The organism is Oceanobacillus phoenicis (assembly GCF_047238145.1).
In the GTDB taxonomy this organism is placed as follows: Bacteria; Bacillota; Bacilli; order Bacillales; family Amphibacillaceae; genus Oceanobacillus.
This window is the reverse complement of the sequence record NZ_JBDFME010000001.1, coordinates 1,825,976-1,850,247: the sequence shown is the minus strand read 5'-3', so window position 1 is coordinate 1,850,247 and position 24,272 is coordinate 1,825,976. Positions and strand designations below refer to the sequence as shown.

At 35.5% G+C, this 24,272-nt stretch carries 23 protein-coding genes and 1 pseudogene; 4 read left to right on the top strand and 20 right to left on the bottom strand.

What is annotated here, in order from left to right; all coding sequences use genetic code 11:
• Window positions 1–5: 5 nt before the first annotated feature.
• The 12 genes from ABC346_RS09210 to ABC346_RS09155 form a co-directional block, all read right to left on the bottom strand.
• Window positions 6–1,037 (bottom strand): Gfo/Idh/MocA family protein, encoded by a 1,032-nt coding sequence (locus ABC346_RS09210; protein ID WP_413234573.1) that lies wholly within the window; start codon window positions 1,035–1,037, stop codon window positions 6–8.
• An 18-nt stretch (window positions 1,038–1,055) separates the two neighbouring features.
• Window positions 1,056–1,775 (bottom strand): ThuA domain-containing protein, encoded by a 720-nt coding sequence (locus ABC346_RS09205; protein WP_413234572.1) that lies wholly within the window; start codon window positions 1,773–1,775, stop codon window positions 1,056–1,058.
• 52 nt (window positions 1,776–1,827) lie between these two features.
• Window positions 1,828–2,844: a LacI family DNA-binding transcriptional regulator gene (locus tag ABC346_RS09200; protein WP_413234571.1), complete on the bottom strand. Its 1,017-nt coding sequence runs from the start codon at window positions 2,842–2,844 to the stop codon at window positions 1,828–1,830.
• A gap of 35 nt (window positions 2,845–2,879) precedes the next feature.
• Window positions 2,880–3,698, bottom strand: a complete 819-nt coding sequence (locus ABC346_RS09195) for a carbohydrate ABC transporter permease (protein WP_413234570.1) — start codon at window positions 3,696–3,698, stop codon at window positions 2,880–2,882.
• Window positions 3,698–4,558, bottom strand: a complete 861-nt coding sequence (locus tag ABC346_RS09190) for a carbohydrate ABC transporter permease (RefSeq protein WP_413234569.1) — start codon at window positions 4,556–4,558, stop codon at window positions 3,698–3,700. Before ABC346_RS09190 ends, ABC346_RS09195 begins: the two co-directional genes overlap by 1 nt.
• Window positions 4,559–4,646: 88 nt before the next feature.
• Entirely contained in the window at window positions 4,647–5,945 is a 1,299-nt protein-coding gene (locus ABC346_RS09185) for an ABC transporter substrate-binding protein (protein WP_413234568.1), read from the bottom strand.
• A 504-nt stretch (window positions 5,946–6,449) separates the two neighbouring features.
• Complete coding sequence (gene rbsB / locus ABC346_RS09180) at window positions 6,450–7,361, bottom strand: ribose ABC transporter substrate-binding protein RbsB (protein ID WP_413234567.1); 912 nt, start codon at window positions 7,359–7,361, stop codon at window positions 6,450–6,452.
• A gap of 13 nt (window positions 7,362–7,374) precedes the next feature.
• Window positions 7,375–8,313 carry an ABC transporter permease subunit gene (locus tag ABC346_RS09175; protein WP_413234566.1) on the bottom strand — a complete coding sequence of 313 codons (939 nt, stop codon included), beginning with the start codon at window positions 8,311–8,313 and terminating at the stop codon, window positions 7,375–7,377.
• Entirely contained in the window at window positions 8,306–9,796 is a 1,491-nt protein-coding gene (locus tag ABC346_RS09170) for a sugar ABC transporter ATP-binding protein (RefSeq protein ID WP_413234565.1), read from the bottom strand. Before ABC346_RS09170 ends, ABC346_RS09175 begins: the two co-directional genes overlap by 8 nt.
• 17 nt (window positions 9,797–9,813) lie before the next feature.
• Complete coding sequence (rbsD, locus tag ABC346_RS09165) at window positions 9,814–10,209, bottom strand: D-ribose pyranase (RefSeq protein ID WP_413234564.1); 396 nt, start codon at window positions 10,207–10,209, stop codon at window positions 9,814–9,816.
• A 4-nt stretch (window positions 10,210–10,213) separates the two neighbouring features.
• Complete coding sequence (gene rbsK, locus ABC346_RS09160; RefSeq protein WP_413234563.1) at window positions 10,214–11,086, bottom strand: ribokinase; 873 nt, start codon at window positions 11,084–11,086, stop codon at window positions 10,214–10,216.
• Window positions 11,087–12,070 (bottom strand): LacI family DNA-binding transcriptional regulator, encoded by a 984-nt coding sequence (locus tag ABC346_RS09155; protein WP_413234562.1) that lies wholly within the window; start codon window positions 12,068–12,070, stop codon window positions 11,087–11,089. It abuts the gene before it with no gap.
• A gap of 166 nt (window positions 12,071–12,236) precedes the next feature.
• On the opposite strand from ABC346_RS09155, the gene ABC346_RS09150 reads away from it, so the two are divergent.
• Both ABC346_RS09150 and ABC346_RS09145 read left to right on the top strand, forming a co-directional pair.
• Window positions 12,237–14,294, top strand: a complete 2,058-nt coding sequence (locus tag ABC346_RS09150; protein WP_413234561.1) for a thioredoxin domain-containing protein — start codon at window positions 12,237–12,239, stop codon at window positions 14,292–14,294.
• Between the two features lie 15 nt (window positions 14,295–14,309).
• Window positions 14,310–14,453, top strand: a complete 144-nt coding sequence (locus ABC346_RS09145) for a hypothetical protein (protein ID WP_413234560.1) — start codon at window positions 14,310–14,312, stop codon at window positions 14,451–14,453.
• 452 nt (window positions 14,454–14,905) lie between these two features.
• Here ABC346_RS09145 and ABC346_RS09140 read toward each other — a convergent pair whose 3' ends face one another.
• The 5 genes from ABC346_RS09140 to ABC346_RS09120 form a co-directional block, all read right to left on the bottom strand.
• Window positions 14,906–15,145 (bottom strand): ferredoxin family protein, encoded by a 240-nt coding sequence (locus tag ABC346_RS09140; protein ID WP_011066973.1) that lies wholly within the window; start codon window positions 15,143–15,145, stop codon window positions 14,906–14,908.
• A 93-nt stretch (window positions 15,146–15,238) separates the two neighbouring features.
• On the bottom strand, window positions 15,239–16,729 hold the full coding sequence (locus ABC346_RS09135) for an AbgT family transporter (protein WP_413236537.1): 1,491 nt from the start codon (window positions 16,727–16,729) through the stop codon (window positions 15,239–15,241).
• A gap of 38 nt (window positions 16,730–16,767) precedes the next feature.
• Complete coding sequence (locus ABC346_RS09130; protein ID WP_413234559.1) at window positions 16,768–18,084, bottom strand: hypothetical protein; 1,317 nt, start codon at window positions 18,082–18,084, stop codon at window positions 16,768–16,770.
• A 5-nt stretch (window positions 18,085–18,089) separates the two neighbouring features.
• Window positions 18,090–19,397, bottom strand: a complete 1,308-nt coding sequence (locus tag ABC346_RS09125) for an amidohydrolase (RefSeq protein WP_413234558.1) — start codon at window positions 19,395–19,397, stop codon at window positions 18,090–18,092.
• A complete protein-coding gene (locus ABC346_RS09120; protein WP_413234557.1) occupies window positions 19,390–20,595 on the bottom strand; it encodes a M20 metallopeptidase family protein in 1,206 nt (401 codons plus the stop codon). The genes ABC346_RS09125 and ABC346_RS09120 overlap by 8 nt, the downstream gene beginning before the upstream one ends.
• 196 nt (window positions 20,596–20,791) lie before the next feature.
• Between ABC346_RS09120 and ABC346_RS09115 the strand changes: the two genes are divergently transcribed.
• Together ABC346_RS09115 and ABC346_RS09110 are read left to right on the top strand one after the other, a co-directional pair.
• The gene (locus ABC346_RS09115; RefSeq protein ID WP_413234556.1) at window positions 20,792–20,998 is read left to right on the top strand and encodes a DUF2188 domain-containing protein; all 207 of its coding nucleotides are present in this window, start codon (window positions 20,792–20,794) and stop codon (window positions 20,996–20,998) included.
• 319 nt (window positions 20,999–21,317) lie between these two features.
• Window positions 21,318–22,215 (top strand): annotated as a pseudogene (locus ABC346_RS09110) (exosporium glycoprotein BclB-related protein); the annotation flags it as partial.
• Between the two features lie 104 nt (window positions 22,216–22,319).
• On the opposite strand, the gene ABC346_RS09105 reads toward ABC346_RS09110, so the two are convergent.
• From ABC346_RS09105 to ABC346_RS09095, 3 genes are all read right to left on the bottom strand, one after another.
• Window positions 22,320–23,390, bottom strand: a complete 1,071-nt coding sequence (locus tag ABC346_RS09105; protein WP_413234555.1) for a glycosyltransferase — start codon at window positions 23,388–23,390, stop codon at window positions 22,320–22,322.
• A gap of 65 nt (window positions 23,391–23,455) precedes the next feature.
• Complete coding sequence (locus ABC346_RS09100; protein WP_413234554.1) at window positions 23,456–23,728, bottom strand: YwqI/YxiC family protein; 273 nt, start codon at window positions 23,726–23,728, stop codon at window positions 23,456–23,458.
• The gene (locus ABC346_RS09095) at window positions 23,729–24,145 is read right to left on the bottom strand and encodes a DUF5082 domain-containing protein (RefSeq protein WP_413234553.1); all 417 of its coding nucleotides are present in this window, start codon (window positions 24,143–24,145) and stop codon (window positions 23,729–23,731) included. It lies immediately after the preceding gene.
• Window positions 24,146–24,272 lie beyond the last annotated feature (127 nt).

The window sequence follows — 24,272 nt, the reverse complement described above, 5'->3', positions numbered from 1 at the left end:
TGATTTCACTTCTCCAACTGAAAGATTTGTTTTGTTTCTACAGATGATAATGCTGCTAAAATTACATTTAAAGATTTCAACCCTTCACTTCCGTCAATTAATGGCTGTTTGTCAGTTGCAAGACACGTAATAAAATGATCAATTACATGAGAAGAGGTTTGACCACCTTCTTCATTCGATTGAATTCCACCTAGTTCATATTTTACAACTTCACCATTTGTATACTGTACAATCATAGAATAGTTTGGATCATCTTCTAAACGAACAATCGCTTTTTCAGCAAATATAACTGTCGAATTATCCTCTTTTGCATTGTAAGCCCAACTAGCTGCTAATGTACCGATTATCCCGCTTTCTGATTTCAATACTAATGTTGCATTATCATCAACAGTTGCTTTTTCTTTTGCGCTTGTTTCAATAAAAGCAGCTACCTCAACAAATTCTTCATTCAATAGATAACGCATTAGATCCGCTTTATGAACACCTAAATCACCCATCGCACCAACAAAAGCTTCATCCTTTTTAAAGAACCAACTATCAGTCCCATCTGCACTCCAACCTTCAGGACCTCCGTGACCAAAAGTAGTACGGAAACTATAAATTTTCCCAAGTGTACCACTTTCAATAAGCTTTTTGGCTTTTTGATGAGATGGTACGAAGCGTTGATTATGGCCGATCATTAATTTGCGATTGTTTTTCTCCGCTGCTTTTATCATTTCCTCTGCTTCTTCTTTTGAAGTGGCCATTGGTTTTTCACATAAAACATGGCATCCTGCTTCTAAAGCAGCTATACTAACTGGAGCGTGTAAATAATTTGGTAAACATACACTCACTGCATCAATATCTTCTTTCACTAAAAGCTGTTTATAATCTGTATAAGCATTTGCGTTGTATTTATCAGCCGTTTCTTTCGCTCTTTTCTCAACAATATCACAAACAGCTACCACATCAACTTGTTGATTAGCCCCATATTCGACTAAATGACGATTTTGCGCGATGCTTCCACATCCAATAACTGCTACACGTACTTTTGCCATTTTCGATTCCCCCTATGATTACTTTTCTTTAATTATTTCTAGCGGTTTTACATTTCCATAATTATGAACTGGTGTATCTGTATTTTTCGCCCATCGAACTCCATTGACAATAACTTGCTGGACCTCCTTTTGATGATATGTAGGATGCGTTTCATGTCCAGGACGGAAATAAAAGATTTTTCCTCTTCCACGTTTAAATGTTGCTCCACTACGAAATACTTCTCCACCTTCAAACCAACTGATAAAGACAAGTTCATCTGGAGTTGGTATATCAAAATGTTCACCATACATTTCTTCTTGAGGAATTTCAAAGTACTGACCAATTCCTTGAGTTATTGGATGTGTTGGATCAACATTCCAAATTCTTTCTTTCTCTCCAGCTTCTCTCCACTTCAAATCACACCCCGTTCCCATTAAACTCTTAAATACTTTAGAGAAGTGACCAGAATGTAATACAATTAATCCCATACCATCTAGCACACGTTGTTTTACTTTTTCTACAATTTCATCACTCACTTCATCATGAGCTTTATGCCCCCACCAAATAAGTACATCCGTCTCTTCTAGTAAATCATTAGAAAGACCATGATTTGGTTCATCCAGAGTTGCTGTTTTCACATGAAAATCCTCTGTTTTTAAAAAGTTTGCAATCGTCCCATGGATTCCTTCTGGATAGATATTAGCAACAGTTTCATTTTGTTTTTCATGTCGATATTCATTCCAAACAACTACGTTCATTTTTATCCTCTCCTTTTTTATTACTAATAATATTAAAACGCTTGCATATTTACTAGTTAATCTTTTTATGAGAATCACTTGATTCAATAATAGTGGGAATAATTACACTACGTTTAAACATTTTCGGGTCATTAATTAACTCTATTAAGCACCTCGAAGATTCATAACCTAATTGATATGTTTGAGTATTTACGGTAGTCAATGAAGGCATTGCCAAATCTGTAATAAATGTTTTATTAAATGTAATTAAACTTATATCATTGGGAACTTTATAACCTTTTTCATGTAAAATTTTTAGAATGCTCACTGCCTGTATATCAGAAGATACGACTAAAGCTGTGGGTATTTTATTCTTACTGAATAATTCCGTAACTACTGACTGATCGTTATTATCTTTTATATACTTAATATCCTCTTCCCTGCATGGTAAAGAGTGAGAAATTAGAGCTTCTTTATATCCATTAACGCGGTCTTGGATTACCTGGAAATCTGGATTATCACCTATAAAACTTATATTTTCGTGACCAAGATTAATCAAAAAATCAGTTGCTTCTTTACCTGCTTGAACATTGTCATTATCAACATACATAATCTCATTCTTATGTTCCATTGGTTTTCCGATCACGACGAAAGGAATCTGTTGCTCTATTAAAAATGGTACAACTTTATCATCTTTTTTTGAGTAGAGTACTATGACACCATCTATACGCTTTCCATTTACCATTTTCACTACCTCATTATAGATAGATTCTTCTGACTCGCCGGTAGTCAAAGAAATACTATAATCTAATTGGTGACAGTACGTACTAATCCCCCTTAATACTTCCGGAAAAAATGGGTTGTGCCAAGAATGACTAGCAGAGTGCTTCATAACAATGCCGATTGTTTTGGTAGATTTTTGGACAAGTACTCGTGCATTATAATTAATATGATATCCTAGCTCATTCATGACTTTTCGTACTTTTCGTTTCGTCTTCTCACTAATCTTATCACTATCGGCTAGCACTCTAGATACTGTAGATGGTGATACACTTGCTTTCTTCGCCACATCTTTTATTGTAACGGACAAGGTAATCAGGCCTCCTTTCCATTTAATCTAAAGGATTACTTCACCGCTCCTTCTGAGACCCCTTTAATAATATGTTTTTGTGCAATAAAGTAAATAATGATCACTGGAATTATTGCAATTGTTAAACCAGCTAATGCTAAATGCCATTGCTTCGTATATTGCCCAAAGAAAAAGAACATTTTCAATGGAATTGTAGCTTCATTAGCACTTAAAACAAGAGATGGTAATAAATAGTCATTCCAAATCCAAATTAAGTTTAAAATCATCACGGTTACAGAAATTGGTTTTAACATTGGAAAGATAATCTTCCAGAATAATTGCCACTTATTTGCTCCATCAATGGTAGCGGCTTCATCTAAAGATTTAGAAATACCAGTCATAGCACCATGATATAAGAAAATAGATAGACTAGAGCCAAAGCCGAGATACATAAAAATTAATCCCCAACGATTTAGCATATCTACTTGACCAAAGACCGATACAAGTGGAATCATGACAGATTGGAATGGAATTAACATTGCAGCAACAAAGATCATAAATAACACTGCACTTAATTTACTTGTATTTCGAGCAAGTGCATAACCAGCCATGGAAGAGAAGATGATGATAATCCCAACACTTAACAAACTAACAAGTACTGAATTAAATAAGGAATTCGCAAAATCTAAATCAATAAAAGCTTGGACGAAATTATCAAACGTCCATTCTGAAGGTAAACCGAGTATATTTGTAAAAATATCATTCTTCGTTTTAAATGCATTAACAAACATTAAATAAAATGGAGATAACCATAATAGTGTAAGGAATAGACCTAAAATTAATAATAATAATCGATTTCTCTTTTTTTCTTTCATTATAGGTCAACCTCCCTCTTCTTATTATAATACACTTGGGTCAAAGCTACAGCTGCAACGAGTACAAAGAATACAACTGCTTTTGCTTGAGCGAATGCCATATCGTACTCACTAAAAGCAGTATTATAAATATCCATTGCAATCATTTCTGTTGACTTAAATGGTCCTCCACCAGTTAATGCGAGGTTTTGATCATACATTTTAAACGCATTGGATAACGTTAGGAACATACTAATTGTAAATGCTGGTGCAACTAACGGAAAAGTAACTTTCCAAAAACGTTGAAAAGGATTTGCTCCATCTATTTCAGAAGCTTCCATTAATTCTTGAGGAACCGCTTCAAGATAAGCAATATATATAATCATAATATAACCACCATATTGCCATGCATTTAATATTACTAATCCCCAAAAACCAGTTGTAGCATCGGAAAGCCACCCTTGTAGGAACTCCAACCCAAATAATTGTCCTGCACTATTAAATGCACTTACAAAAATAAACTGCCAGATGAACCCTAAAATCAAACCACCGATTAAGTTAGGCATAAAGAATACCGTTCGGAATAGGTTACTTGTTTTTAATTTTTGCGTAACGAGAAGCGCAAGTCCTAACCCAATGATATTAACAAGAACAATAGATACAACTGCAAATTTAACTGTAAACCAAATAGCATTAAGAAATTCTCTTTCTTGAAATAGTTTTATATAGTTTTCAAATCCTAAAAAGTTATTTGCTTGTAACCCGTTCCAATCCGTAAATGAATAGAATAAACCATAGATAAAAGGAACAAATACTACTAAACCTAAAGCTACCAATGTTGGTGTCATAAATAACCAGAAAGATAGACTTCTATTTTTCATGACTACTCCCCCTCCTTTGCTTGATGCCGATGTATATTAATAGCCAACAAAATAATCTTCATTATTTTGTTGGCTATTTCTTCGTAAGTTATTGTCTAGCGTTTTCCCAATCAGCGGTAGATTGTTCAATTACTTCTTCCCATGAAATATCTCCACTTAAATAACGCTGCATATTTACTGCCATTGAATCTTCTTGCCAACCTACAGGAGATGCCATAAATACCCAACCAATCGTGTCACCTTCTTGTGCATATTCATATACTGCTTGAGAGAGAGGATCAGCAATACGCTCTGTATCATATCCTTCATATGCAGGAATAAATTTAAACTCATCTAAAACAAAATCTTTCCCAGAATCAGATGTATATAACCAATCTAAGAAATCTTTTGCAGCTTGTTGAACTTCTTCATCTTTATTCTGATTTACTACCCAATATTGAGGAACACCTACCGGCAATTGTCCTTCCAAACCGTCAACTGGAATTGGAATCATACCAATATTGTTTTCTGCAAACTCTGCGTCCATTTGTTCCACTGTAGGATAAATCCAGTTACCTTGTTGAATAACTGCTACTTTTCCAGTTGAGAATAATTGTTCTACTTGTTGAGAATAATCTAAGCTCAAAACTGGTTGTACAGAATATTCATTTTGTAAATCTAGCATACGTTGTAATTCGTCACCTTTTGAAAAAGGAATAGTTGGAGCTTCATAAGCTTCCATAATATCATTATTAAAATCTGGTGCGATATACGTATTTGCTAGGTGATTCCCCATCACCCATAATTCTTTAGCTGGTAACGCCATTACTGCTTCAAGACCTAAATCTTCTTTTTGACTATCAATTGTAGCAAAAGCTTCTTCCAAAGCTTCATAAGTAGTTAATTCTTCTGGATTAATTCCAGCTTGTTCAAAGATTTCCTTGTTGTAAATATATCCATATCCTTCTTGGCTATATGGAAGACCTAATAACTTATCATCTTCCATAACACCTGTTAATGTACCTTCTAATGCTGCTTCAGCTGCTTTTGTATCAGAAAGATCGGCTAAATAATCACGATACTCTTCTACTTCTGTCGGTCCACCAACATTGAAAATTGCTGGTTCATTTCCAGCAGCAAAAGATGATTTTAAGGAAGCAGCATAATCATTTCCTCCACCTACTGTTTGAACGTCAATTTTCACTTCAGGATTTTCTTCCTCATATTGTTTTACAATTTCTTCAAATTGTTCTTTAAATTCTACTTTAAATTGAAAAATATCTACTACTGTTTTACCGTCTGCTGATTCTTCATCTCCATCTCCTGAAGAGCATCCTGCAATAATAAGTACAGCCACAAACATAAATGCTATTAAACCTTTAGTAAGAAACGTTTTGTTCCTTTTCATTAACCCCACTCCTAAGCAGTATTTTTTAACAATCTATGAAAACGCTATATAATAACGCTTTCATATAAGTCTATTTATTTAGGGCATATAATTTATGCCCTGGAATGCAAACAAGGAAAACGTTTGCATTGATATATCTGAATAATACCACAAGGATGTCAAATCTACAACTACTAATCTAAAAATTTAATTGTTTTAGATTAGTAGTTTTCCTTATTGACTATGGCTTTTATATAGTTTTGATGATATTTTATAAATCTCTCAATAGTTTATTAAAACGTTTGCATAAATTAAATCTTTGTAACGTCGGAATATTCTTTTCTTTCCCACACGAAATGTCAGTATCATAAGACCATGACCTCTTTTAACAGAAGATTGTAATCCCCCCTAGTATACTATTGAATAGGCGCATTACTGCCTGTTAGTTATATACTTAAAAAGCCAAACTATGCTGGAAATATAATAATCTATATCTCCAATATAGTTTGGCTGCCTCTCACTGCTTTAGTCTTTTGTTTTTAAGTCTAATGGTACAGGAATTAACTCATCCACATCATTCCCTGCCATAACTTCTTTCACTGTATTTATCGCCTCTTGGCCCATTAAATCAGGCTGTTGAGCTACTGTCGCTGTTAGTTCTCCTGCTTCTACAGCAGCAATTGCATCATCAACACCATCAAATCCAACAACAACAATGTCTTGTCCAGATGCTTTGATGGCCTCAATCGCTCCTAATGCCATTTCATCATTATGCGCAAATACAGCATCAATATCGTTATAACCTTGTAGCGTATTTTCCATAACCGTTAAGCCTTCTGTTCGATCAAAGTTTGCTGGTTGAGAAACTAATACATTCAGTTTTTCTTCAGCTATATTATGGAAGCCTTCACCTCGTTCACGGGTTGCTGATGCCCCTGCGATTCCTTGAAGTTCAACTACATTTGCATCTTCTCCAACTGTTTCCGCGATAAATTCTGCCGCCATTTCTCCGCCAGATACATTATCTGATGTTATTAATGTTTCGATTTCCCCCTCATCTGCAGAACGATCAATCGTTATTACTGGTATTCCTGCTGCATTTGCAGATTGTACCGCTGACGATACTGCTGCTGAATCCGTTGGGTTAATTAATAATATATCCACTTGCTGTTGGATTAAATCTTCTATTCCACTAATTTCCACTGAGGCATCATCTTGTGCATTTACAGTAACAATATCCATACCTTGCTCTTCCGCTTCTTTTACAATCGTATCATGTAATGTAACAAAGAAAGGATTCTCCATTGTAGATATACTTAGACCAATTTTTATATCCCCTTCGTTTTCTGAACCATTATTTACAAATGGACTCTCCATTGAACAAGCTGCTAAAAATAACAACATAACACTTAATAATGCTATTTGGAAGTTCTTCATTATGTTCACCTCGTTAAGATTTTTTACGATCTAGTAGTACTGCAATTAGGATAACGACACCTTTTACTACTTGTTGATAGAAAGAGGAAATACCTAGTAAGTTCATTCCATTATTTAAAATACCAATAATCAACACCCCGATAAATGTACCAGCTATACGGCCCTTTCCTCCAGCAAGGCTTGTTCCACCTAAAACTACAGCAGCAATTGCATCCATTTCATAGGAAGTTCCTGCAGTTGGCTGAGCTGAATTCAATCGAGAAGTAAGAATCATTCCCGCCAGCGCTGCCATCATACCACTGATAGAATAAATAAGGATTTTTACACGATCTACCTTTATTCCTGATATTTTTGCTGCCTTTTCATTCCCACCAATCGCATATGTTTTACGTCCAAATGACATCTTATGAAGTAAGAACCAAAGAATAACAAAAGCAATAATCATCGTAACTGCTGGAACCGGAATTCCTAAAAAGTATCCTTTACCAAATAATTGAAAAGCATAAGAATCTCCTAATCCAGTTACCGGTTTTCCATCTGTAAATACTAGTGTTAATCCTCTAAATATGGTCATTGTTGCTAACGTAACAATGAATGGTGCCAAGTTTCCTTTTGATACTAAAATACCATTCAATGCACCAAAAACAGCACCTAATAAAACACCGATAATTACGGCTAAAATTGGATCAATTCCGGATGTCATCATTATAGCGGCTATCGCACTTGACAGAGCAAGAATAGAACCTACTGACAGGTCTATTCCACCTGTTAAAATTACAAACGTCATTCCAAACGCAATCAAGCCATTAATGGAAATTTGTCTTAATAAATTCATAATATTTGCCGGATCCAAGAATGCTGGATTCATTATGGTAACGGTGACAATTAGTAATACTAAAGCTATTAACGGAATTACTTTTTGCCAAACGGAAGCTATTTTATTATTATTCATGCCCATTCCCTCCTGTAGCATATGTCATAATTTTTTCTTGTGTGGCTTCTTCTCGAGCTAATTCTCCTGAAATCTTCCCTTCGTGGATAACCATTATTCGATCGCTCATACCTAGAACTTCTGGTAAATCTGAAGAAATCATTATAATTGCTAAGCCACGATCAGTTAATTCATTCATTAATTGATAAATTTCTCGTTTTGCACCAACATCTATTCCTCTTGTAGGTTCGTCCATAATTAATACTTTTGGTGATGTTCCTACCCATTTTGCAATGACAACCTTTTGTTGATTTCCTCCAGATAAGTTACCTGCAGGCAGTTCCTGTGTTTGCGTTTTAATTTGTAACCGCTTTATCATAAGTTCAACAAAATCTTTTTCATCTTTACCTTTGATAAAGCCTTTACTAGAGAAACTGTTTAAATTTGATAATCCAATATTCTCCCTAATAGAGAAGTCTAAAACTAGTCCTTCATCTTTCCGATTTTCTGTGATAAATGCTAGTCCTGCTTTCATCGCATCTGTCGGATCTTTAATTGTCATTTTCTTTCCATCGAGGATTATTTCCCCTTGGTCTACATCATCTATACCAAATATTGCTCGCATAATTTCTGTACGTCCAGCTCCCATTAGTCCAGATACACCAAGGATTTCTCCTTCTTTTACGAAGAAATTTATATCCTTGAAATAGCCTTTACGATTAAAGTTATTCACTTGTAAGATTGGTTCTCCTAATGTAGGAGTTCGATCTGGGTAACGTTCCTCTAGTTCTCTTCCTACCATTTGTTTGACAATCTCGTTATAATTTGTATCTTTGATCCATGACGTCTTTACGGAGATTCCATCACGCATTACAGTAATTCGATCACAAATTGCAAAAATCTCTTCCATACGATGCGAAATATAAACCAACGAAACACCTTGTTGTGTAAGCTCTTTCATAATTTCAAATAACTTATCAATTTCCCTATCTGTTAGTGCAGCAGTAGGCTCATCCATAATGATAACTTTAGCATCTAGCATAAGTGCTTTGGAAATTTCAATAAGTTGTTGTTCTCCAACAGAGCATTCGCCAGCTTCTTTATCAAAAGGAATTGAAAAATCTAATCTATTGAATACCTCTTCTGCTTGTTTTTTCATTTCTTTTTCTTTTAAAAATCCAAATGCATTTGTCATTTCTTTTCCAATAAATAAATTCTCTAATACAGTCATCTGCGGCAATATATTTAACTCTTGACGAATAAATGCAATCCCTGACTGCTCCGATTCTTTAGAATTTTTATATTGTGTTTTTGCTCCATCGATGGTTATAGAACCTTGATTCGATGGAAACAATCCTGTGAGAATATTCATTAATGTAGACTTTCCAGCTCCATTCTCTCCCATCAGCGCATGGATTTCTCCAGATTCTAATGTAAAATCTACACCTTGGAGCACTTTGTTGGAACCGAAAGATTTATGAATGTTTTCCATGATAATCTTCATTTCTAGTCACTCCTTTTTTAGAAAAAGACACCTGATTGTAAGATACAATTTGCATAAGGAGTCGTTTCCCCTGTACGAATAATTGCTTTCACCTGTTTATTCATATCTTTGAATTGTTCGTGAGTAATATAAGAAATTGGTATATTGCTCACTATTTGCTTAAGTTCCTTATGTTTTTCTATATTATTAGTCTTCATTTCCTGTGCTAATGTTACATGTTCAATTACCATATCTTCTTTGACTGTTTCTACTACATCTAGAAAAGATGGGGTACCTGGCTTTAAAGCAAGATCAATCTTTTTTATTCCATCTGGAATAGGTAGACCAGCATCGGCAATTACTATTTTGTCAGTATGACCTAAATCAGCTAAAATTTTAGTTATTTCACTATTTAATATTCCATTTTTCTTCATTGATTTATCTCTCCATCTCTTCTCTTGTTGGCATACCACCTTGAGCACCAAATTTAGTAATGGATATCGATGCAGCCTTATTTGCAAAACGAATTGCGTCTGCTATTGATTTACCTTCTGCAATTGCAAGTGCGAAAGAAGCATTAAAGGTATCTCCAGCTCCAGTAGTGTCCACAGGAGTAACTTCAAAGGAAGGAATAACGACTTCTTTGTCACCGTCAAAGTATCGTACTCCATTCTTGCCTTCAGTAATCAATAATCTATTAGGATAACGTTGTAATACCTCACTTCGATTATCATCACCAAACATAATCGCAAATTCATGTTCATTTGGGGTTAAATATGTTGCATTATCAATTACTTTCTTAGACACCTCTCGGGCTGGTGCTGGATTGAGTAGAACGGGTACTTCAAATGAATGACAAGATTCTAATACAAACTCTACCGTTTCTTCAGGAATTTCTTGCTGAATCAACACGATATCTGCCTGTTTTAATTTATCTATTGATTTCTTTATATAATCTGGCGTCACATAATCATTCGCACCTTTTACGACAATGATGCTATTATCTTCTTCTGCTAAAGTTATATGTGCGGTTCCAGATGCAACATCGGTAACCGGTTCCACATAATCCACAGAAACACCTTTGTCTTGTAAATTGCTTACAATTTTCTCACCAAATGTATCTTTTCCTACTCTGCCAATCATAGATACATTCGCACCTAAGCGAGCTGCAGCTACAGCTTGATTTGCTCCTTTACCACCTGGCACCGTTTGAAAATCATTCCCAATAATTGTCTCTCCTGCCTTTGGTCTTGTTGCAGCTGTAACAACCAAATCAATTGATGAGCTCCCTACTACAGTTATATTTACCATTTATATTCCTCCATTTACTGTTGAATTTCTTTCTTTTAAGTAAACAGGTAATTGTTCATGTATCGTACCTAGTTTTTCATTGTTGATGAGTTTTATAAGCATATCGGCTGCTTTTATTCCCATATCATACGTTGGTTGATGAATTGTAGTTAAGCTTGGATGGACTATCTCACTAATCGTAATATCATCATAGCCAATCACCTGAAGTTGCTCAGGTACTTTCCGTTTTCTATTAGCAGCTTCATATAACATTGCAGCAGCTACTAGATCATTACAAGCAATAATCCCATCAGTATTAGGAAATTGATTAAATAGCTCTTTTGCTTTCTGCCTACCATCTTCAAAAGATAGCTGACAATCTATATAATTGACCGAAATGTTCTTTTCGCTTAAATATTGCATCGCTGATTGAAATCGATCATATAAGGGTTTCGCATCTTGAGGTCCTCTTAGAACAATAATTTGTTTACAACCAGAAGTTACTAATTTTTCTGCAGCTAATCGTCCTCCTGATTTATGATCTGCATACACTGCTGGAAGTTCTTCTGCAGTACGATCGACCGTTACAACCGGCACGCGTAAATTAGAGAGTACTTCATGATGTAAGCGATCAACAGAAGCTATTAATCCAACAACGTTATGTTGTAAAAATGTATCAATATAATCCATTTCTTTTGTTGCATCACTATCCGTATTACCAAAAATAACACGATACCCTTGCTGTTGAAGTTTATCTTCTACTCCTCTTGCTAACGCAGGAAAAAATGGGTTTGCGATATCTGGTAATACAAGTCCAATTAATTTAGATGTCCTTTTATACAGTGATCGAGCAACTTCATTAGGCTTATATTGCAGTCTGTCAATTGCTTCCATAACTGCTTTCCTCGTGTCTTCATAAACATATCCACTATTATTAAGCACTCTTGATACAGTGGCTGCTGATACACCCGCTTGTTTAGCTACATCTTTAATGGTTACTGTCATAATTATTCATTCCTTCAAGAAAATGTGGAACCGGTTACAGATAAATATTATCATGAAAGCGTTTTGATAGCAATAGAAAATATCATTCGTTATTGTATAGTTTCTGGAAATCCATTTCTCTATTTCGTATGATAGAAGGAAGACCATTAGAAAAGGTGGAGCTTATATGCAATCCTCAGAACACCATAATCATTTAATTAACGAAACCTCTCCTTACTTACAACAACATGTGAATAATCCTGTAGATTGGTATCCATGGGGAGAAGAAGCATTTAATAAAGCAAAAAATGAACAAAAACCTATTTTTTTGAGCATAGGTTATAGTAGTTGTACATGGTGCCATAACATGAATCGCGAATCATTTATGGATGAAGAAGTTGCTGGGCTATTAAATCAGCATTATATCTCTATTAAAGTAGACCGAGAAGAAAGACCCGATATAGATGGCATATATATGAAAACATGCCAAATGATGACCGGACATGGTGGCTGGCCATTAACAATTATTATGAATTTTGAGCAGGTCCCATTTTTTGCAGGAACTTATTTCCCGAAAAATCAAAATTACGGCTTACCAGGTTTAATGGATATATTACCTACAATCGCTAATAAATACGATAAACATCCGCAACAAATTGCAGAATATATGGAAAAAGTTGATTATGCATTAAAAGAAACTCTTAGTAAAAAAAGTAATATATCTCTAACTAGCGAAGATACGGTAAGAACTTACAAACAACTTACAGAAGTATTTGACTACCAGTACGGGGGGTTTCATAAAGAACCTAAATTCCCTTCTCCCCATCACTTATCTTTTTTAATTCATTATTACCATGTAACTGGAGATAAAAATGCCTTAAAAATGACGGATATGGCATTAAAGTCAATGTTTCAAAGTGCTACTTGGGATCATGTAGGTTTCGGCTTTTTCCGTTATGCTACTGATAGAAAATGGATGTTTCCTCATTTTGAGAAAATGCTTTATGACCAAGCGTTTTTATTAGATGTTTGCGTAGATATGTTTCTCATCACAAAAGATCCTTACTATCAATTAAAAGTTGACCAGATTATTCAATTTGTAAAAAGAGAAATGTCAGCTGAAGATGGTTGTTTTCATGCTTCTTTAAGTGCAGAGTCAAACGGAGGAGAAGGAGCTTATTATCTTTGGTCAATTGAAGAAATATATTCTTTATTAGGTGAGGACGACGGAGATATGTTCGCTGAAGCGTATGGAATCACCCCAGTGGGATTATATCAAGGCAAGAATCTTCCTTATCAGCGTGGTATTTCTATCGATTCACTTGCATCCACTTATGGAATTGATGCTGAGAATATTAAGCGTACGTTGAATACAAGTCTATATAAATTACAAAAAGCGAGAGAGCAACGAATAGCTCCTGCAGCAGATGATAAAATTCTTACAAGTTGGAATGGTTATATGATAGCCGCACTTGCTAAGGCAGGAAGGGTTTTTCAAGAAGAAAATTGGATTAATCACGCTTTAAAAGCTATGGATCAATTAAAAAAATCACTTATAAAAAATAATCGCTGGTTCGCAAGTTATCGGAGTGGTGAAAAAAGAACAAAAGGATTTCTTGATGACTATGCTGCTATTCTTTGGGCGTATCTCGAACTACATCAAGCTACGATGGAAATTGACCTCCTGAAGAATGCGAAAACACTTGCTAATGAAATGATTGAACTTTTCTGGGATAGTGATGAAGGTGGTTTCTTTTTTGTAGCAAATGATGCAGAGCAATTACTATCCAGAGAAAAGGAAATCTATGATAGTCCCATCCCTTCAGGTAATAGTCTTGCCAGCATTCAATTGTCTCGATTAGCAAACTTAACTGAAAATATGATTTATTATCAGTATATTGATACGATGATGTATACTTTTTATAGAGAACTTCACAATGAGCCAAGTGGGGCCTCTTTCTTTATGAGAAATCTTTTTTTACAACAAGACAAGATGAAGCAAGTCATAATCATTGGGGAAGATACGGATGTTTTCTTTAATCACCTTAGAAAGAGTTATTTACCTAATCTCCATATCATTTCAGTAAAGGATTCCAATACTTTAGCCAAGTTATTACCAAATGGAAAGAGTTATAAAAAAATTAATGGAAAAACAACCTACTATGTGTGCAACAACTTTCATTGCAATCAACCAACTACTTCTATTCAAGAAGCTTTAGCAGAAATACACACGGAGTCTAAATAATAAGGAGCGTTTTATATGAAAGTAAAAATGAATGTACAGACTGCTTACCATGGAGAATTATTACGAGCGGGAAAAGTATATGATATCGATGAAGAAACAGCAAAACGTTGGATTTCCAGTAAGTTAGCAATTGAAGATACTGAAACACAATCCGAATAATACTCAAAGTACCTATCTTAGAAACGTACAAACTGCTCCTGTTTTTAGGGGGCGAAGCTCGGGACTTACTCAGACCGTTTCAGTCTACACAGGTTATGAAAACAAAAAAACGGAGGCTTGTCTATTATTACAAGCCCCCCGTTTTTATATTTACTAGGAAATTATAAAATTAGGTGATTGTGGATAGAAATATCTGTATAACCACGTCCAGCTCTCTCCCAGCAACTAGGCAACTTTACGAAATCGCCCTACGATAAAGAAGACTTGTCGAATGTATTTTACGAAGCTTAGTCGTACTTATACCCTCTCGTGGTGAAAGCCATCATCGGTTCGTCACTTCACCGTGATTCCTTTATCTCAACAAAAAAGGTAATTCGACTACTGTCAAACCATTCCTAAACGCAGGGAAGCATTCGCTACGTTGCTAAAAGGTGTGCTTACACCTTTGTTCTTTATCTATTAGCGAAAAACTCTTCTGCCTCTTCTAAATATTTTTCCTGATTAGGAGTTAGATCATATTCTTCTTCAATGGCAGATACAGGACATACTGCTTTACAAGCTCCACAATCAATACAGATATCTGGATCAATGTAAAATTGTTTTACGCCTTCTTCTATACAATCAACAGGACATACACTGACGCATTCTCCTGCTTTTTCACCTCTACAAGGATCAAGTATGACAAAAGCCATAGATGGATTTACCTCCTTACTCATTTAACAATACTCATTTTAAATGATAAGGGTTTTCAAAAAAGAAGTAAACCATTTAAATTCACTTTATCTTTAAACATGCACATCTACACCTGGACCGAATGGAATACCAGTAAAGTAGAAAATTAATAACATGATCGTAAATGTAATTAAGAAGAAAATAGTATATGGGAGCATCAATGCAATGATTGTTCCAAGACCAGCTTTCTTATCATACTGTCGAACAAACCCTAATACGATTATCATATATGGATTCATTGGAGTAATTACGTTGGTAGAAGAATCAGCAATACGGTAAGCCGCTTGTACAAATGCCGGACTGTATCCTAAGTAGTAGAACATCGGAATAAAGATTGGCGCTTCTAAAGCCCATTGAGCCGAACCACTAAATATAAACAAGTTCAGTATTGTTGTAAATAATACAAATGCTAGTATTACTATAATTCCTGTCATTCCGATAGATTGTAAGAATTCAGCCCCACTAATTGCTATCCAAGCTCCCATATTTGTCCAACTAAAGTAAGCAATAAATTGTGACGCTGCAAATACTAATACGATGAAACCAGACATATCTTTCATAGCTTCTCCCATAAAAGAACCAACATCTCTGGATGATTTAATTTTTCCAACGGTAACACCATAAGTGACACCTGCAACAACAAATAATAATAATAGAATTGGTACGATTCCAGTTAGGAATGGAGAGGGAACAATACTACCATCTTCACCAGTTAACGGAGAGTTTGGAATCAAAATTGCTGTTACTAGTAATGCAACAAAGATCACGCATGCTATAATCGAATTTCTTAAGCCTTTCATTTCTAGAGGAGTTGTTTCTTTTACTTCTTCTCCAGCATTACCCTCGTAATTACCCAATCGTGGTTCTACAATTTTTTCCGTTATAAATCCACCAACAAACGTTAAGATAAACGTACAAGACATCATAAAATACCAATTATCTACGGGCGTTACAGATAGATTTTCATTAACTGTTCGGATTGCTTCTGTTGAAATTCCAGCTAGCAACGCATCCGTTCCTGTAACAATTAAATTGGATGTAAAACCTGCTCCAACACCAGCGAATCCAGCTGCAAGTCCTGCTAGTGGATGGCGGCCAAGATTATAAAATACCATTGCCGCTAATGGTGGAATAATAACAAAAGCTGCATCAGATGCTATGTTTCCTAAAATACCTGTTAGTACAATCGCATACGTAACAAGTGATTTTGGCGCTTTTAAAATCGTACTTTTAATTCCCGTTTCAATTAGTCCTACTTTATCAGCTAGTCCAATACCTAGCATCATTGTTAATACAATACCTAGAGGAGCGAACCCAACAAAATTTTCTAATGTGTCTGATAATATATATTGAATCCCTTCAGCAGATAAAATGCTTTTAATCGCTAATTCCTCTGGCTCTTCACCTGGTACTACGAATGTTACATCAAATAACGAAATTACCCATGAAGCTACAGCTACGAGAGCTGCCAATACAATAAATAATATAAATGGATCGGGAAGTTTATTACCTATTCGTTCGACTGCATTTAAAAATCTTGCCATTCCTGTTTTCTTTTGCTTCGCCAATTTAATTTCCCCCTCTATTTAAATGACTCTTTTTCTTTAAAACAAAAAACTCTACGTGGTCTACCACGTATTCCCGATTGGATTTCACCACATTGTTCGATGATATTCGCTTTTTCTAATAATGTAATGATCCTTCTTGCATTACGATCCGTTCCTTTAAGCCATCGTGATAAATCTTGAGCGGTAAATTCCTTATGGTTATATCGTTTGCTATATGAGAATATACGATGGACTACCCCAGGGCTTACACCGGTATGTTTGATCTTGTTCCGCCAACTCTCCCCTAATTCAATCGTTTTATAGGAAACAGATGTATCATCCCCATGCTTCACAGTGATTGTTTCATCTTCATCAATGATGACTATAGACGGAAGATGTTGATCTTTTTGATGATGGAACCCTTTACGTACATGTTGTTCAGCCTGGGAAACCGTTTCTCCATAACCAATTGTAATTAGAAGTTCCATATTTTCTTGTTCTTTTACATCATGAATCATACTTAATAATTCCGCCTCAGATTGTGGTCCAATTTCACCTCTGGTAGTGAATATTAAGAATAATCCGTCTCCAATCTGTAATAAAGAACCATGAACCTTTTCAGTGATAAATAAGAGTGTTCTTCGGAGTTCAATTTCCTTATGTTTCATTCGAAAAGAATAATGTATATCTTCGACAGATGTATCAATATTCACCTGACAGCCAATTACCGCAAGCTGTGCATTTTTATAACGAGAAGTTTTTGCTCGTTCAACTAATATACGAAAGGTTTGTTCGATTGATAAATAAGAAGGTGTGACACGAAATACTGGAATTCCTTTTCTTTTGAGCTCATTGTATGTTTCCCATATAAAGGTTATCGCAATATCCGTTTTTCCTTGTTCAAATAAATCTTCGTGAAACGCCACACGTTCTTTTTGATCTGCATATGATTGAAACGGACGATTAAAATATTTAATTTGTTTTAATCGATAATAAGAAACTATCTTTTCGACTTCTTCATTGGTAATCGTATCCATACTTATTCGTTTATACACTTGATCGTTTTCTAGTTGAGCCTCTAATAATGTACCGAAGAAAGTTGATCCACTCATATTTGGGTATAGCGCATTATGGTTTGTAACCAAATTCTTTTCAGTTGCATAACTGTAATTTAAAATCCCGGAAAAAAACCATTGATCCATACCCATATCATTTTCTTGAATAATGCCGTGTATTTCTTCTAAATGATTATACGTAAAAGGGGTAATTTCAGTATTAGGAAACTCTTTTGCCACTGCCATTATTTGTTTCACTGAATCAGCAGGTCCAATAACACCAATTTTTATTTTCACATTATCTACCTCTCTCCAGGATTATAAGCATTCTCTTGTTCTATAACTCTAGTGAACGTATCAACAGCAACTGGTAATACTTCTTCCTGAAAATCAAAGAATGGATGATGGTGCGGATAATCTAATTTTGTACCAAATAACATATATGTCGCTTTACCACCATGTTTTTGTACTTCATTCATCATATAGCTAGCATCTTCAGAACCTGATACCGATGCTTCAGAGATGATATTTTTTATATAATCACTATTTTCACATGCATGTTTAATGTTACTTATTATGGACGGACTACAATCCATTTCCTCTGTTGAACCAACAATAGTTATTTCGCAATTCGTATCGTGCATTGAGCCGGCTGAATTTATGATTCTTTTTGCATGCTCTGTCATATAATTGTTTAATTCTTTTGTCTCCCCGCGAACCTCTACTTCCATATAAGCTTCGTCAGGAATAATATTTCTGCCACTACCTGCCTCTAATTTACCTACATTTACTCTCGTCGTACCTTTACTATGTCTAGGTATACCATATAGATGTATTGAAGCTGATGAAGCAGAAAGAAGTGCATTCTTTCCAGTTTCAGGATTCATACCTGCATGTGATGCATTACCATGAAAACGAACATTTAATTTAGTAGAAGCTAGGAATCCTTTCACGGTTGCTGCAACAGTTCCAACTGACATTTCTTCTATTCCAATATGTCCAGCGTAAAAACGGTCAACATCAACTAACCAGCCTTTTTTCGTCATCGCTAACGCACCTCGACCTCCCTCTTCTGCTGGTTGAAATAAGAAGGTGAATTTTCCGACTAATTGGTTTTGATGTTCATAAATATATTTGGCAACACCTAATCCAATCGTAATATGGCCGTCATGACCACATGCATGCATCACCTTTGGATTTATGGAGTTAAACCCTTTACTTGTCGGCGTATGAGATGGCTGTGTTGACTCTTTAATAGGTAAAGCATCTATATCAAATCGAAGGGCAATATGTTTTCCAGGTCTACCAGTATCAAAGGTAGCTACTAAACCAGTATTTCCACCAGCCATTTTACGAAGCCAAGAATCTTCTACACCTTGCTCTTTTGCCTTTTGTTCAAAATGAGTTAAAATCTCTGTATTTGGTATACCGACCCTTGCATCAGAATCAAGAGCATCTTCACCAATAAATATCGAATAATCCCAGCCCTCTAATAATTTCCCAATACGATAAGTAGTTAAATATTCTGTAAATCCTAGTTCTGGATAAGCGTGGAACATCCTGCGCCAGTGAGTCAGTTCATGAGTTAGATTATGAATAAATTTAGACATGATCTCCCTCCTGTCGCAACACTTGTAATGCATCGAGCGCTATTTGTACTAACAATCTAGTACCATTTGGTAATGCACGCTCATCTATTTGAAATTTACTGTCATGAAGTGGCGCTTGATCATCTTCATTGTCTATTTGAGTACCTAACCAAATAAATGCTCCAGGATATTTTTGTAAAAACCTTCCAAAATCCTCACCAGCTAAAGCAGGATTCATATCCGGTGTCGCTGATTTCCCATAGACAGATTGGGCAGCCTTACGAGCAACTTGTGCCCACTTTGGCGTGTTTATTGTTGCAGGATATCCTTCTTGATAATCAATTTCAGCCTTCGTACCAAAAGCTTCTGCAATTTGATTGGTAATTGTAAAAAACCGTTCCTTTAATCGCTTTTGAATATGTGGTTGAAATGTTCGAATAGATCCTTGTAACGTAACCGTTTTGGGAATGATATTTGGAACACTACCGGCTTCTAGCATACTAATAGTAACTACCGACGCTTCCATTGGATCTAAATTTCTACTAACGATAGTTTGTAATGAAGTAATTAAGTGACCAGCTGCAACCACTGCATCATTCGTTTGGTGTGGCATGCTTGCATGTCCACCTTTACCTTCAAGTATTATCTTAAAACGATCCGATGCTCCCATCACTTCTTTATCATGCACACCAATAATGCCAGGCTTTATTGATGGCCATACATGCTGTGCAAATATTACATCCGGTTCATAAATAGAAAATATTCCATTATCCATCATTGTTTGTGATCCACCTATAGGCGCATCTTCCTCTGCAGGTTGGAAAACAAGTAATACTGTACCTGATAATTCTTTTTGCATTTGTTTTAAGATATATCCTGCTCCTAGAAGCATAGATGTGTGTGCATCATGTCCACAAGCATGCATTATATTTTCTTTTTTTGATTTATAAGATAGATTGGTCTCCTCTTGAATCGGAAGAGCATCCATATCTGCTCTTAAAGCAACGGTTTTACCAGCTTTTGCTCCTTTTATAATACCTAACACACCGTACCCAGAAAAACCTGTTTCACAATCAATACCATATTCTTGTAATTTCTGTTGAACAAAGGCTGACGTTTCCTTTTCTTGATGACTTAATTCCGGATTTTCATGTAAAAATCTTCGATTATTAATAATTTCATCCGTTAAATCTGATAGTTGTTGATCAATATTTCTCATATGTATCCCCTCCATTATTAACGGAAAATTTCCTTTAATGTTCCTTTTTTGAGAATTATATAGGAAAATCTTAAATTTGTACATATTTATTTGAAAATTAGTTCTTATTACCAGTGATTACCTTTTAGTTTAACGTTAATTACAGGTGGGTATATTTATTTTATAACTACAACTTAGATAAAAGGAGATATGTTTGATGAGATTATATACTGTAACCCCAAATTTAGATGCAACAGGATGGTTTATTAAACTAGAAAATGTAGCACCCGAAGAATTATATGATTCAAAAGATGAGGCGATTAGTTCCGCTACGCAAATGGCAAAGGAAAATACACCTAGTACGGTTCAAATATTAGATAGTGATAATAATGTTGAAGACGAATATCATTACAAAGGTATTTAAATATAAGTTAGAGAAGAGCCAATCAGATGAGATTGGCTCTTTTTTGTAGAAGTAGATTTTTAACTATTTCTTATAATTAATAAGCAATTCCCCCTTACCTTCTGTTACTTTTTATCTATATATAAATATAGAGAAATTTTAAGGGGGTATTAATTTGAATAACCACAATGATTATAGAAGAAATCAAGACAAAATATATTATTCAAAAAAACGACATTACCATAACCAATCTTCTAATTTTCATTATCATAAACCTGAGACACATTGTAATTGTATATATGAGTGTACATGCTTCGGTCCTCCACCAAACCCTATTCCTGGTCCAACGGGGGCTACTGGGCCGACCGGTGCTACTAAGAGGAGCAACCGGGCCTACTGGTGCTACAGGTCCGACCGGCGCTGACGGCATTGATGGTGTGACTGGAGCCACAGGCGCTACTGGGCCTACCGGGGCTGATGGGATTGACGGTGTGACTGGGGCCACACGCGCTACAGGTCCAACCGGGGCTGATGGGATTGATGGGGCTACCGGGCCTACGGGCGCTACAGGTGCGACCGGCGCTGATGGCATTGATGGTGTGACGGGACCTACCGGCGCTACCGGGCCTACGGGCGCAGATGGACTTGACGGGGCTACTGGTGCGACGGGGACCACAGGACCAACCGGAGCAACTGGAGTTACGGGGGCTACAGGAGCAAGTGCAATTCTTCCTTTTGCATCTGGGTTACCAACGGCTTTAACTGTTCTATTAACTGGATTAGCGGGCACTGTTGAATTAATTGGATTCGGAAACACTGCTAATACAGCACTGGTAGGAGGAACAACTATTGACCTAACTGGAGCAGCAGGAACGTTACTAAATATGGCATTCTCTGTCCCAAGATCTGGAACAATAACATCTATATCAGCCTATTTTAGCGTTACAGCAGCTCTAAGTTTATTGACGTCGAGTGTGACAATCCATGCTCAACTTTTCCGGTCTGCAGCTCCAGCTACAAACACATTTACTGCTATAGCTGGAACAAACGTCTCTCTTACACCTAGTTTAACAGGAGTTATTTCAATTGGTGCTATTGCAAGAGGACTGTTATCTGAACTATCTATTCCAGTGACTGCCGGAGATCGGTTATTAATGGTATTCTCTGTTACAGGTACTGGTCTTACAGTTGCTACAACAGTAGCTGGATACGCAAGTGCTGGTATTACCATTAGTTAATCTCATTAACTCTTAATAATTCACAATAGAAAAAAATGACCATCTTTCAGAAAGAATGGTCATTTTTTCTATAAAACTATTCATATTCCTCGGATTACTGCCATTTATTTACGCATAAACAACTGCTCATTTGATAAAATTCTATTATCATTTGGTCGAAACTCTTTTGCTTTTTGGTTATGATATTCCGACTGTTCCCTATCTCCAACATGCCAATAACAAACACATAATTGTAGGTGAGGATACCAAGTAGAATAGTCCTTCAACTGGAATCCCATATTGTTTTCAGCTTCCTTTTCCAAAGCTATCTTATACCAGACAATCGCTTTTTGATATTGTAATCTCTCTTTATACAAATCTCCCAAACGGCAAGAAACCTCTGGCCTCGGTATATCAAATGATAAGGATTGAAGTAAACAATCAATTTCTCTCTCCGGCTGTTCAAGGGTTCGATAACAATTCGCCATATAAATGCATGCACGAATATTATCTTCTATCCAACCTTCTCTTGTCATTAAAAATTCTATATACTTATCAATTGCTTCTTGATAACGTTTATGATCTTTTAATTCGTTTGCATAATAAAATAAGTCCCTTGCAGTAAACTCGACTTCTTCTATATCCATCTTTTCATAAATTTTTATATTTCTATAATTGTCTTTTTTATTTGAGAAGTTTGGTTTGTGAATTATTGAAATCTCCGTATCTAATACTTTACCACTTACAGCTAAATATTCATGGACATTACCATACCATAAAAAATTCCTTGAACGTTTTACTAAGCGATGGCGTTTAAAGGAAAATGTAGGATTACCATATTCATCTGTGGCAGTGATATATTTCATAGTGACAACATCATAAGTTGATTCTAGTTCACTCTTTAAATTTATTAATTCTTCTATATTGTTATCATCAATAACATCATCTGCATCTAAAAATAAGATATAGTCCTTCGTTGCCTTTGAAAATGAAAAGTTTCTAGCTTTTGCAAAAGAGTCGCCCCATTCAAACTCATAAATTTTATCAGTAAATTCTCTAGCTATATCTATCGTACTATCTGTTGATCCAGTATCCACAATTACAATTTCATCACAAAAACGTTTTGCACAAGACAAAATACGCTGCAAAACGTCCTCCTCATTTTTCACAATCATACATAGGCTAATATTAATCATTTCGTACCCCCACCAATATTTACTTAAAATATTGTATGATGAAGGTATCCTTACTGATATTATCTTTAAACATTAAAGTTTTGTGCCGAAAATTTTTCTGCTTCTTCTAGAGATTCTACAACCAACTTAGTCGACTTTACATGTTGCTCAGCTAGTTGTTGATATGTTTGAAATATTTGCTTCATATTTTGATTAATTTCATTGATTTTTTCTGAAAAGTTCATGATACTCTGACCGGAAGGAGATTCTTGAACATCAATATGTAAATTTGCAATTGTTTCATTTAAAAAAATAAGCTTTTGTTCAAGTTGCGCAACATCTAATTTTATCTCACTCATCTATGTATACTGCTCCTCTCGCTTCATCACTTCGAGATCGTCTAATCGTAGTTCTTGATGTTGGATGTCAGATTCTAATCCAGCGACTTCTGAACGTAATGTATCTCTCGCTTTCAAAAGCGTATGTAGAATCTGTTCTAATTGAACCCTTGAAACATGATGATAGCTTTCCCGGATGTTTTCTTCTCGCATAGATTCAAATTGAACCGCAAACTCTCCTGTCCATGTTGTACGTGTTAATAATGGTTGTTCCCAGTGCTTTTTACTTTGATCATATTCTTGTTGATATAATTCTACATCGTTAATTACTTGTTCTAATCGTTCTAAATCTTCACTTCTCTGATCCATTTGATAATTTAAATTATAAATTTGCTCATGAACATTACTCATTTGTAAATCAATTGAATGTAAAGACATTCAAACACCTCGTTTCAAAATCAGAAAAATCCCATTATATCTTCATATTATATCGACAAATTCAAATCATTCGTAGAGTAGAATAGCACTGTTTTTATCTTAAATCCAAATAAAATAAGTAAAAAAG

What these genes read in the sequence shown, in the direction of transcription:
- ABC346_RS09095 (WP_413234553.1), bottom strand. Translation starts at nt 24,145, where the DNA reads ATGTCTTTACATTCAATTGATTTACAAATGAGTAATGTTCATGAGCAA.
- ABC346_RS09125 (WP_413234558.1), bottom strand. Translation starts at nt 19,397, where the DNA reads ATGTCTAAATTTATTCATAATCTAACTCATGAACTGACTCACTGGCGC.
- ABC346_RS09190 (WP_413234569.1), bottom strand. Translation starts at nt 4,558, where the DNA reads ATGAAAAATAGAAGTCTATCTTTCTGGTTATTTATGACACCAACATTG.
- ABC346_RS09100 (WP_413234554.1), bottom strand. Translation starts at nt 23,728, where the DNA reads ATGAGTGAGATAAAATTAGATGTTGCGCAACTTGAACAAAAGCTTATT.
- ABC346_RS09170 (WP_413234565.1), bottom strand. Translation starts at nt 9,796, where the DNA reads ATGAAGATTATCATGGAAAACATTCATAAATCTTTCGGTTCCAACAAA.
- rbsK (WP_413234563.1), bottom strand. Translation starts at nt 11,086, where the DNA reads ATGGTAAATATAACTGTAGTAGGGAGCTCATCAATTGATTTGGTTGTT.
- ABC346_RS09150 (WP_413234561.1), top strand. Translation starts at nt 12,237, where the DNA reads ATGCAATCCTCAGAACACCATAATCATTTAATTAACGAAACCTCTCCT.
- ABC346_RS09205 (WP_413234572.1), bottom strand. Translation starts at nt 1,775, where the DNA reads ATGAACGTAGTTGTTTGGAATGAATATCGACATGAAAAACAAAATGAA.
- ABC346_RS09145 (WP_413234560.1), top strand. Translation starts at nt 14,310, where the DNA reads ATGAAAGTAAAAATGAATGTACAGACTGCTTACCATGGAGAATTATTA.
- ABC346_RS09185 (WP_413234568.1), bottom strand. Translation starts at nt 5,945, where the DNA reads ATGAAAAGGAACAAAACGTTTCTTACTAAAGGTTTAATAGCATTTATG.
- rbsB (WP_413234567.1), bottom strand. Translation starts at nt 7,361, where the DNA reads ATGAAGAACTTCCAAATAGCATTATTAAGTGTTATGTTGTTATTTTTA.
- ABC346_RS09195 (WP_413234570.1), bottom strand. Translation starts at nt 3,698, where the DNA reads ATGAAAGAAAAAAAGAGAAATCGATTATTATTATTAATTTTAGGTCTA.
- ABC346_RS09155 (WP_413234562.1), bottom strand. Translation starts at nt 12,070, where the DNA reads ATGACAGTAACCATTAAAGATGTAGCTAAACAAGCGGGTGTATCAGCA.
- rbsD (WP_413234564.1), bottom strand. Translation starts at nt 10,209, where the DNA reads ATGAAGAAAAATGGAATATTAAATAGTGAAATAACTAAAATTTTAGCT.
- ABC346_RS09175 (WP_413234566.1), bottom strand. Translation starts at nt 8,313, where the DNA reads ATGAATAATAATAAAATAGCTTCCGTTTGGCAAAAAGTAATTCCGTTA.
- ABC346_RS09115 (WP_413234556.1), top strand. Translation starts at nt 20,792, where the DNA reads ATGAGATTATATACTGTAACCCCAAATTTAGATGCAACAGGATGGTTT.
- ABC346_RS09140 (WP_011066973.1), bottom strand. Translation starts at nt 15,145, where the DNA reads ATGGCTTTTGTCATACTTGATCCTTGTAGAGGTGAAAAAGCAGGAGAA.
- ABC346_RS09105 (WP_413234555.1), bottom strand. Translation starts at nt 23,390, where the DNA reads ATGATTAATATTAGCCTATGTATGATTGTGAAAAATGAGGAGGACGTT.
- ABC346_RS09135 (WP_413236537.1), bottom strand. Translation starts at nt 16,729, where the DNA reads ATGGCAAGATTTTTAAATGCAGTCGAACGAATAGGTAATAAACTTCCC.
- ABC346_RS09210 (WP_413234573.1), bottom strand. Translation starts at nt 1,037, where the DNA reads ATGGCAAAAGTACGTGTAGCAGTTATTGGATGTGGAAGCATCGCGCAA.
- ABC346_RS09120 (WP_413234557.1), bottom strand. Translation starts at nt 20,595, where the DNA reads ATGAGAAATATTGATCAACAACTATCAGATTTAACGGATGAAATTATT.